The 9,000-nt window shown below is 66.1% G+C and carries 8 protein-coding genes; 1 reads left to right on the top strand and 7 read right to left on the bottom strand.

Annotated elements, in window-relative coordinates:
- Positions 1 to 393 precede the first annotated feature (393 nt).
- Positions 394 to 1,239, top strand: a complete 846-nt coding sequence (locus HNR28_RS17900) for a helix-turn-helix transcriptional regulator (protein ID WP_084330533.1) — start codon at positions 394 to 396, stop codon at positions 1,237 to 1,239.
- 121 nt (positions 1,240 to 1,360) lie between these two features.
- Here HNR28_RS17900 and HNR28_RS17895 read toward each other — a convergent pair whose 3' ends face one another.
- The 7 genes from HNR28_RS17895 to HNR28_RS18155 form a co-directional block, all read right to left on the bottom strand.
- A complete protein-coding gene (locus HNR28_RS17895; protein WP_043681063.1) occupies positions 1,361 to 2,065 on the bottom strand; it encodes an ABC transporter ATP-binding protein in 705 nt (234 codons plus the stop codon).
- Positions 2,052 to 3,857, bottom strand: coding sequence for a branched-chain amino acid ABC transporter ATP-binding protein/permease (locus HNR28_RS17890; RefSeq protein WP_043686015.1), 1,806 nt, complete (start codon positions 3,855 to 3,857; stop codon positions 2,052 to 2,054). The genes HNR28_RS17895 and HNR28_RS17890 overlap by 14 nt, the downstream gene beginning before the upstream one ends.
- Positions 3,858 to 3,940: 83 nt before the next feature.
- On the bottom strand, positions 3,941 to 4,807 hold the full coding sequence (locus tag HNR28_RS17885) for a branched-chain amino acid ABC transporter permease (RefSeq protein ID WP_242404278.1): 867 nt from the start codon (positions 4,805 to 4,807) through the stop codon (positions 3,941 to 3,943).
- Between the two features lie 87 nt (positions 4,808 to 4,894).
- Complete coding sequence (locus tag HNR28_RS17880) at positions 4,895 to 6,256, bottom strand: substrate-binding protein (RefSeq protein ID WP_242404277.1); 1,362 nt, start codon at positions 6,254 to 6,256, stop codon at positions 4,895 to 4,897.
- 470 nt (positions 6,257 to 6,726) lie between these two features.
- Positions 6,727 to 7,131, bottom strand: coding sequence for an HIT family protein (locus HNR28_RS17875; RefSeq protein WP_043681057.1), 405 nt, complete (start codon positions 7,129 to 7,131; stop codon positions 6,727 to 6,729).
- 81 nt (positions 7,132 to 7,212) lie between these two features.
- Positions 7,213 to 8,229, bottom strand: a complete 1,017-nt coding sequence (locus HNR28_RS17870) for a peptide ABC transporter ATP-binding protein (protein WP_151024772.1) — start codon at positions 8,227 to 8,229, stop codon at positions 7,213 to 7,215.
- Positions 8,204 to 8,905, bottom strand: coding sequence for an oligopeptide/dipeptide ABC transporter ATP-binding protein (locus tag HNR28_RS18155; protein WP_221291718.1), 702 nt, complete (start codon positions 8,903 to 8,905; stop codon positions 8,204 to 8,206). The genes HNR28_RS17870 and HNR28_RS18155 overlap by 26 nt, the downstream gene beginning before the upstream one ends.
- Positions 8,906 to 9,000 lie beyond the last annotated feature (95 nt).

Here is a 9,000-nt window from a genome sequence, read left to right as displayed (position 1 = left end):
ATGAGCCCCAGCGGGCTGTTTTTGGGGGATTTGATAGTCTGGAGTGGCTTTATTTTACAATAAAATCAATGAGTTATTTATAATTCAGGGCCGATTACCTGAACGTGGGCCTTTCGCATACCGACCATCCGACGCTCGCCCCCAAGCAGGAGGCCGCGACCGTGGCGTCCTTGATGCTGACTGCGGCCTTCTAGGGCTCCGCGCTTCACCCCGCGCCACGATCCAGGCCGCAAACCTGGATCGTGGCGCGATTCGCCTTCGGGCGGCGGCCTGGATCAGAATCAGGCTCGTGAAGAAATATCATGATGAAAATGGCATGATTCACTTTCTTCCGGCAATCTGACATTGAGAAACAAGTCAAGGGCCATCACACACTCAGCGGGGACCTTCTCGATGGAGAAAATCGAAACAAGGCAGTCTCTCGACATGTTTGACCCCTATGTTTTTGAAACATCGGTCATGCGGCTCGGACCGCTGCGCGTTGCCAAAGGGAGATACCCCGCATCCCGGATGGCGCAACGGCAAGTGACCGCGCCAACCTTGTCTTTCATCCTCGGAAAAACACGGGCCAGCACCCATATTCACCTCGATGGCGCTCAACCCACTGAACTCACCGGCCAGTTCGGGCTGGTGCACTTCATCCGCAAAGGCACCCGGGCCGCTTCCCACTGGAACGACACGATCGATGCAATGACCGTGACCTTTGACACCGAAACCCTCGAATTCTGCGGCCGGCGGTTTTCACTGGACTCGATCCCCCGATCCACCCTTTTCTTCGACCCCGTCGCCTGCGCCGTCGCGACGGACATCGCGCACGACCCGGGGTCAGGCATGCAAAGCGCGCTCGGCTACCTGCTGCACCGGGTGCTGCGCGAAGTCGAAAGCCGGAAGGCCAAGGAATCGGACTGCATCCGGCGGGCCGAACAGATCGCGCGGGACATCACCCGCAATCTGCCCAACCTCTACGTCAACGGCAGGTTCGTCTACGACGATGCGTTCGCGGAACAGGGCCTGCGCCGAGCGTTCCTCGACCGGTTCGGCTGCACGCCCCATGCCTTCGCGCTGCGGGCCAAGGTCGATTCCGCCAAGCTCCTGCTGCGCGAAACCGACCTCGGCCTCGCGGACATCGCGGGCGCGCTCGGTTTCAGCGACCAGAGCCATTTCGCGCGGGTCTTCAAGGACGCCACCGCGATGACCCCCAGGGCGTTCCGGATCCGCCCCATCCGCCTGCCGTCCTGATGCGGTCGGGCCCGCTGGTGGCCAGCCGCCCGGCCGGCACACCCCAAAAAGAAAAAAATCCGGGTCCGCGCAAAGCGCGGAACCCGGCAATCGCCCGCTGGACCGGGCACGGATGATACGGTCAGGCCTTGACGCCGAGATAGCGTTCGATGATCTCACCGTTTTCGTGCAGGTCCTTGGGCGTACCCTCGTACACCACATGGCCGTTGTTGACGATGTAGGCGCGGTCGGCGAGCGACAGCGCGGCACGTACGTTCTGTTCCACGATCACGATGGTCTGGCCGGCGTCCGCCAGTTGGCGGCACACGGAGATCAGATCGCGCACGATCAGCGGGGCGAGGCCCTCGAAGGGCTCGTCCAGCAGGATGATGTCGGCGTTGCGGATCATGGCCCGCGCGATCGCCAGCATCTGCTGCTCGCCTCCGGAGAGCTGCTTGCCGCGGTTGCGCTTGCGTTCGGCCAGGCGCGGGAAGGTCGCGTAGATCTCGTCCAGGGTGCGCGGCTTGGGCGCCGTCATGGCCGCGAGCTGCAGGTTTTCCTGCACCGAGATCGAGCCGAACACGCGGCGTTCCTCGGGCACCAGCTGAATGCCCAGCGCCGCGCGGCTGTAGGGCGGCAGGTGCTGGATCTCCACGCCGCGGTGGCGGATCGCCCCGGACTTCACGTCCACCATGCCCATCAGGGATTTCATCGTGGTGCTCTTGCCGGCCCCGTTGCGCCCCAGCAGGGCCACGACCTCGTGCTCCTCGATCCGCATCGAGACGTCGAAGAGGATGTGCGAATCACCGTAATAGCTGTTGATCTTGTCGACTTCAAGCAGACTCATCGTCCATCCCTCCAAGGTAGGCCGCCTGGACCGAAGGATCCCTGCGGATCTCGTCCGGCGTGCCCTCGGTCAGTTTGCGGCCTTCGTACAGTACCGTGATGCGTTCGGCCAGCTCGAACATCGCGTCCATGTCGTGCTCGACGATCACCATGCTGCGGCCCTGGCGGATCGACTTGAGCAGCGACACCACCAGCACCCGCTCCTCGGGTCCGAGGCCGGCCAGGGGTTCGTCGAACAGCAGCACGTTGGCGCCCGTGGCCAGCGCCAGGCCGATTTCCAGGCGGCGCTTCTCGCCGTAGGACATTTCGGAGACCTGCGTGTCGGCATGGTGGGTGAGGTCCACCAGGGCGATGGCCGCATTGACCTGGGAATCCAGCTGGTCGGAATGCAGGCCGCTCAGCAGGTCGCCGCGGAAGCGCCCGCGCAGCCGCGCCAGGACCGGGATCATGACGTTCTGGCGCACGGTCAGGTGCTCGAAGAGCTGGTTGATCTGGTAGCTCTTGCTCATGCCCAGCTGGCAGACCGAGGTCACGCCGATGCCGGTGATTTCCTGGCCGCGGAAGAAGACCTTGCCCGTGGTCGTCGGCAGCTCGCCCGCCAGCATGGCGAAGAAGGTGGACTTGCCGGCGCCGTTGGGGCCGATCACGCCGTGCAGCTCGCCCTCGCGCAGGGTGAAGTCGATGTCGGAGTTGGCCTTCAGGCCGCCGTAGTGCTTGCTGACGCCGCGCGCCTCCAGCACCGGCGCGCCGGGGCGGGTGGTGGCCAGGGGCGGCACGATGTCCAGGGCGCCGGCCACCCGCGTGCCGGCCGCGTCGTCGATGTCCGACGGCAGGCTGCTGCGGCGGCGGAACAGGCTGATCAGCGCGCCCGCCACCCCGTGGCGGAACACCGTCACCAGCACGACGAAGACGATGCCCAGGATCAGTTTCCAGTAGGGCCCCAGGCTGCCGACCTGCTGCAGGCCTTCATACAGGTAGAGCCAGATGGTGGCGCCCAGCAGCGGACCCAGCAGCGTACCGGCCCCGCCCATCACGGTCTGGATGACCAGCTGGGCCGAGGTGTCCAGCGCGAAGGCGTCGGGCGGCATGTAGGACTGGAACAGGCCCAGCAGGCCGCCGGCCAGCCCGCCGTACGCGGCGGCGACCACGAAGACGATCAGCTTGTAGGTCTGGATCGAGTGCCCCAGCGCCGTGGCGCGCTTGGGATTGCCCTGGATGGCCTTGAGCACGGCGCCGAACGGCGAGCGCACGATGCGGCGGGCGATCAGGTATCCCAGGAAGAAGATCACCGCCACGAACCAGTACATGGACCAGCCGCTGGAGATGTGGATGTTGATGAAGCCCAGGGACAGTTCCGGCGGCGGCACGCCGGCGATGCCGTTCTCGCCCCCGGTGTAGTCCTTGAAGACCGAGTTCTCCATGAAGTAGAACATCTCGCCGAAGGCCAGCGTGCTCATGGCGAAGTAGATGCCGGTGCGCCGCAGGGTGAGATAGCCGATGATCAGGCCCATGACGGCGGCCGCCACCGTGCCGATGACCAGCGCCAGCAGCATGTTGGGCACCACCCCGTCGGTCAGCAGATACGCCGTGACGAAGCCGCCCGTGCCGTAGAAGGCCGCCTGGCCGAAGGACAGCAGGCCGGTGTAGCCGAACAGCAGGTCGAAGCCCAGCCCGAACAGGCCCCAGATCAGGATGCGGGTGAGCAGGTCCGGGCTCATGCCCAGGGCCGGCAGGACGAAAGGAGCCACCAGCAGGCCCGCCCCCACCAGCATTTCCGGAAGTTGTCTGCGCATGGCGCCTCCCGTGTTGTGCGCGACCGGCCGCCGCGTCGCGGTCCCGGCGTTGTCGGCGGTCGCCGTTGTCGATTGAGCCGAGTTCATTCACGTCCCTCCTGTCCCATGAGGCCCTGCGGGCGGAAGATCAGCACCAGCGCCATGGCGATGAACAGCATCACGTCGGAATACTGCGGATTGATCATGGCGGTCAGGCTGAGGATTTCACCCGCGATGATGCCGCCGATGATCGCCCCGGGGAACGAGCCCACCCCGCCGATCACCACCACCACGAAGGATTCGACCAGATAGCGGAATCCCATGTCCGGCGTCAGGGCGACGATGGGCGAATTGATCACCCCGGCGAAGCCGGCGGCCATGGCGCCGATGCCGAACACCAGCAGGAAGGTGCGCTTGACGTTGATGCCCAGCGCGTTGACCATCTGCGCGTCCTCGATGCCGGCGCGCACGATCAGCCCCAGGCTGGTGCGGTACAGCACGAAATACAGCAGCAGCAGCGTGGCCGCCGCGATGCCCAGGGTTTCCAGGCGGTACAGCGGATAGATCAGGGAGCCCAGGTGGGCGATCCCCTGGCCCCATTCGGGCGGCGTGACCGACAGGCTGACGCCGCCGTAGAGGCCGCGCACGATTTCCACCAGGATGATGCTGATGCCGAAGGTGACCAGGATCTGGTCCTCGGGCGGCCGGCTGTAGTACTTGCGCATCAGGCCGCGTTCCATGATCAGCCCGCAGGCCAGCGCGACGGCCGCGCCCCCGGCGACCGCCAGCACGAAGGAGTCCGTCAGGCCATAGACCGTGTACCCCGCGTAGCCCCCCACGACGAACAGGGCGCCGTGGGCGAAATTGATGACACCGAGCGTGCCGTAGATGATGGTCAGGCCGGTACTGATGAGCGCCAGCAACAGGCCGGTGGCCAGCCCGTTGAACAGCTGCGAGAGAAACAAAGACATGCTCGGCATCGAGTTGCCTCCTGTGAGAGTCCCGGAACGCGTTTCCGGCCATTCCCCGGAAGCGGGGAAACGGCCGGAAACCCCCGCTTAGGCGTAATCGCCCATCTTGCAGCCCAGCAGACCCAGCGGAGGCAGGACGTCCTTGCCGCTGACGACCTGGACGACCTCGAAGAAGTCCTCCGGATTCTTCATGTCGGCAGGCTTCTTGCCGCGCAGGATCGGGAAGTCGACGATGCCCTGGTGGTCCTCGGGGCGGAACGTGACCTTGCCCACCGGACTGTCGCGCAGTTCGCCGGCCTCCAGGGCCTTGACCACGTCGATCGGATAGAGGCTCTTGGCGCGTTCCACGGCGTCCGCCCACAGGACCAGGGCCAGATAGGCGTACATGGCCGAATCCCGCGGCTTGCTGCCGAACTTCTTCTCGTAGGCCTCGACGAAGTCCTTGGCGACCGGGTTGTGGTCCTCCAGGGTCCACCAGAAGCCCTGGGCGGCGTAGACGCCCTGCATGACGTCGGCGCCGACTTCCTTTTCCAGGTAGGCGGACATGTAGGGGATGACGATCTTCATCTTGTCGAGCAGGCCGAACTGCTTGGCCTGCTTGATGGCGTTGGCGGCGTCCGCGCCGTAGGCCACCACCACCAGGACGTTGGCGTCCGTGTTGGCGATGTTGATGAGGTAGGAGCTGTAGTCCTTGGCGCCCAGCGGGTGGACCTGGTTGGTGACCGTCTTCCAGCCCTCCTTCTCGGTGAATTCCTTCATCGACTGGGTGGTGGTGTGGCCGTAGGTGTAGTCCGGCGTCAGGTAGGCGGCCTTGCGGTCCTTGCCGAGTTCCTTGGCGACCACGGGCGCGATGGCCTTGCAGGCCATGTAGGCGAAATAGCACAGGCGGAAGCCGTAGCGCTGGCAGTCCACGCCGGTCGTTTCGTTGGAGCCGGAGATGGCCGTGAAGTACGGCGTGTGCTCGCGGTTGCAGACCTTCTGCAGGGCGATGGCCACCGCGCTGCTGGTGCTGCCGGCGATCATCATGGCCTTGTTGTCGTGGATGAAGCGGGTGGCCGCCTGCACGCCGGTGTTGGGCTTGGTTTCGGCGTCGGCCGATCCCAGCACCAGCTTCTTGCCCAGCACGCCCTTCTTGATGAGCGGAGAGATCTTCTGGACCTGGGGCGCCCCGGCGTTGATCTGCTCGGCGGCCAGCTCGTAGCCGTTCTTCTGCTCCGCGCCCTGGGCCGAATAGGGGCCGGTCAGGTCGACGGTCAGGCCGACGAACACGGAGTCGCCTTCGGCGCCGGCGGGCCATGCGCCCAGAGGCTTCTTGTCGTCGGCCAGCGCAACCCGGGCGGTGCCGGGCAGCAGCATGCCGCCGGCCACGCCCGCCGCGCCGGCCTTCAGCACGGAACGGCGCTTGACTTGCGTCTGCATGGCTTGGCCCAAAGTCTTTTTGTCCTTCATTGGTTTGTCTCCTGTCGAGTGGCCCCGGGCACCGGATGCGCCCGGCTGAAACACAGTCATTCCAGCAAAACCCCGCGATTTCTTTTTAGGCGGAACAGCTTTGTTTTTATCCTTGCAGGAAATCGCGGACTGGATTTTCCGAGGGCCGGATTTCTGCGTGATGCTATTAGTAAAATTTGAAACTTACGCAGAACTTACGCAGGCGGGAGATGCGCACCCCGGGCCTCACGCGGGCAAAATCCGGCCCCGCCCGGCCTTGCGGGCAGGGATGCGCATCCCGTTGATTCGACGGGAAAATATGCTTTAACGTTGAATGATGCGATGCAATAAAATAAGGGTTATTGCTTAAGGGAAAACCGCAGTTATGGCTTACCCTTAATATTGCAGCGCACAATGAAAAACGGGGCCCGGAGGCCCCGTTCATTCAAGCCGAAAATATCGGATCGGGCATGCCGTCGAGCGTGCCGGATTCAAGGCAGCCGGATGCGCGCGGCATATTCCCGCAGCACCTCGATGCCCGGGTCCTTGCGCGGCCAGACCAGGCCCACGCCGTCGTTCTCGTAGCGCGGCAGCACGTGGATGTGGGCGTGCGGCACGGTCTGCCAGCCGGCCGGGCGGTTGGCCTGCAGCAGCGTCAGGCCTTCCGGCCGGAAGGCGTCCTGCACGGCGCGCGCCACGCGATGGGCCAGGCGCATCAGCTCGGCCGCCAGGTCCTCGTCCATGTCGAGCAGGGTGGCGTAGGGCTCGCAGGGAGCCACCAGCACGTGGCCCGGGTTCAGCTGACCGGCGTCCATGAAGGCGAAGACGCGGGCGCCGCGATGGACGATGGCGGCCGGGATCTCGCCGGCCAGGATGCGGGTGAAGACGGTTTCCATGGGGATGCGCGCTCCGGAAAGGCCCGTGTCCGGGCCGGGTGTCGGGTCCGGCCACGGTAGCACATCCGGCCCCGCCCCGGCCTATGCGGGCGGGGTGCCGAGGTCCTGTTCGACGGCGAAGCAGGCCACCTGCCGCCCGCCCTGCTGCCGCAGGACCGGCAGGCGCTCGCGGCACACCGGCATGACCCGGTGGCAGCGCGAACTGAACGGACAGCCCGGCGGCGGATCGAGCGGACTGGGCAGTTCGCCCGACAGCTTGATGCGTTCGCGCCGGGCCGCGTCGTTCAGGCGCGGCGTGGCCGACAGCAGCGCCTGGGTGTAGGGATGCAGCGGCTGGCCGAAGATCGCTTCCTTGCTGCCCTGCTCCACCACCCGGCCCAGGTACATGACCATGACTTCGTCGGCCAGGTGCTCGATCACCGACAGGTCGTGGGAGATGAACACGTAGGACAGGCCCAGGTCGCGCTGCAGGTCCTGCATCAGGTTCAGCACCTGGGCGCGCACCGACACGTCCAGCGCGGAGACGGCCTCGTCGGCGACGAGGATCTCGGGGTCCAGCATCAGGCCGCGGGCGATGGCGATGCGCTGGCGCTGGCCGCCGGAGAACATGTGCGGATAGCGGCTGTAGTGCTCGGGCCGCAGGCCGACCCGCTCCATCATGGCCTGCCCGCGCGCCCGGCGCGCGCGCGCGTCCAGGTCGGTGTTGATGATCAGGGGCTCTTCCAGGATGTCGCCGATGCGCTTGCGCGGATTGAGCGAGGCGTAGGGATTCTGGAAGATGATCTGGATCTTGCGGCGGCGCAGTTTCGCCAGGGCCGGGTCGGCGCGCGACACGTCCTGGCCGCGGTACAGCAGCTGCCCGGCGGTGGGCGGCTCGATCATGGTCAGCACCCGGGCGAGCGTGGACTTGCCGCAGCCCGACTCGCCGACCACCGCCAGGGTGCGGCCGGCCTGCAGCGAGAAGGACACGCCGTCCAGGGCCTTGACGGATTTTCCCGGTTTGAGGAAGCCGCCGTCCACGGCGTAGTGGCGCTTGAGGTCGATGGCCTGGAGGACGGAAGCTCCGCTGGTGTCAGTAGGCAGCACTGGGATCTCCATTAGGTGTTGGCAGGCCGGCGTCGTCCAGCGGGGTGTGGCATTTGACCTGCCGGCCCTCCGGCCCGGACAGTTCCGGCTCGCGCGTGCGGCACAGGTCGGTGGCATAGGGGCAGCGCGGGCTGAGCAGGCAGCCCTGGGGCCGGTCGTAGCGCCCCGGGACCACGCCCGGCAGCGACACCAGGCGCTCGGCGCCGCGGGAGAATTCCGGCAGCGCTCGCAGCAGCGCCTGGGTGTAGGGATGGCGCGGATGGCGGAAGATGTCCGAGGCCGGGCCGGCTTCCACCAGCTGGCCGGCGTACATGACCAGGATGCGGTCGGCGGCCTCGGCCACCAGGGCCAGGTCGTGGGTGATCAGCACCAGCCCCAGGCCCTCGCTGCGCTGCAGCGACAGCAGCAGGTCCATGATCTGGGCCTGGATGGTCACGTCCAGGGCCGTGGTCGGCTCGTCGGCGATCAGCAGGCGCGGCTTGCAGGCGATCGCCATGGCGATCATGACGCGCTGGCTCATGCCGCCCGAGAGCTGGTGCGGATAGGCCCGCAGGCGCGATGCGGGATCGGGGATGCCGACCTGCTCCAGCAGCTCGATCACCCGCGACCGCAGCGCGCGCCGCGAACCGCCGCCGTGGGCGCGCAGGGCCTCGGCGATCTGGTATTCGACCGTGTAACAGGGGTTCAGGCTAGCCCGAAGATTTCTTCAGCAAACCTGCTGAAGCGATTTTTGGGTGCGCAGGCTGCCCCGGCGATGAAGCAGTAGGGATCAGCGGTGTGTGG

This window comes from Castellaniella defragrans, from assembly GCF_014203015.1.
Classification (GTDB): Bacteria; Pseudomonadota; Gammaproteobacteria; order Burkholderiales; family Burkholderiaceae_B; genus Castellaniella; species Castellaniella defragrans.
Note: the sequence above shows the minus strand (reverse complement) of the source record. Positions and strands in the feature narration are given on the sequence as shown.

What these genes read in the sequence shown, in the direction of transcription:
- HNR28_RS17900 (WP_084330533.1), top strand. Translation starts at nt 394, where the DNA reads ATGGAGAAAATCGAAACAAGGCAGTCTCTCGACATGTTTGACCCCTAT.
- HNR28_RS17895 (WP_043681063.1), bottom strand. Translation starts at nt 2,065, where the DNA reads ATGAGTCTGCTTGAAGTCGACAAGATCAACAGCTATTACGGTGATTCG.
- HNR28_RS17890 (WP_043686015.1), bottom strand. Translation starts at nt 3,857, where the DNA reads ATGCGCAGACAACTTCCGGAAATGCTGGTGGGGGCGGGCCTGCTGGTG.
- HNR28_RS17885 (WP_242404278.1), bottom strand. Translation starts at nt 4,807, where the DNA reads ATGTCTTTGTTTCTCTCGCAGCTGTTCAACGGGCTGGCCACCGGCCTG.
- HNR28_RS17880 (WP_242404277.1), bottom strand. Translation starts at nt 6,256, where the DNA reads ATGAAGGACAAAAAGACTTTGGGCCAAGCCATGCAGACGCAAGTCAAG.
- HNR28_RS17875 (WP_043681057.1), bottom strand. Translation starts at nt 7,131, where the DNA reads ATGGAAACCGTCTTCACCCGCATCCTGGCCGGCGAGATCCCGGCCGCC.
- HNR28_RS17870 (WP_151024772.1), bottom strand. Translation starts at nt 8,229, where the DNA reads ATGGAGATCCCAGTGCTGCCTACTGACACCAGCGGAGCTTCCGTCCTC.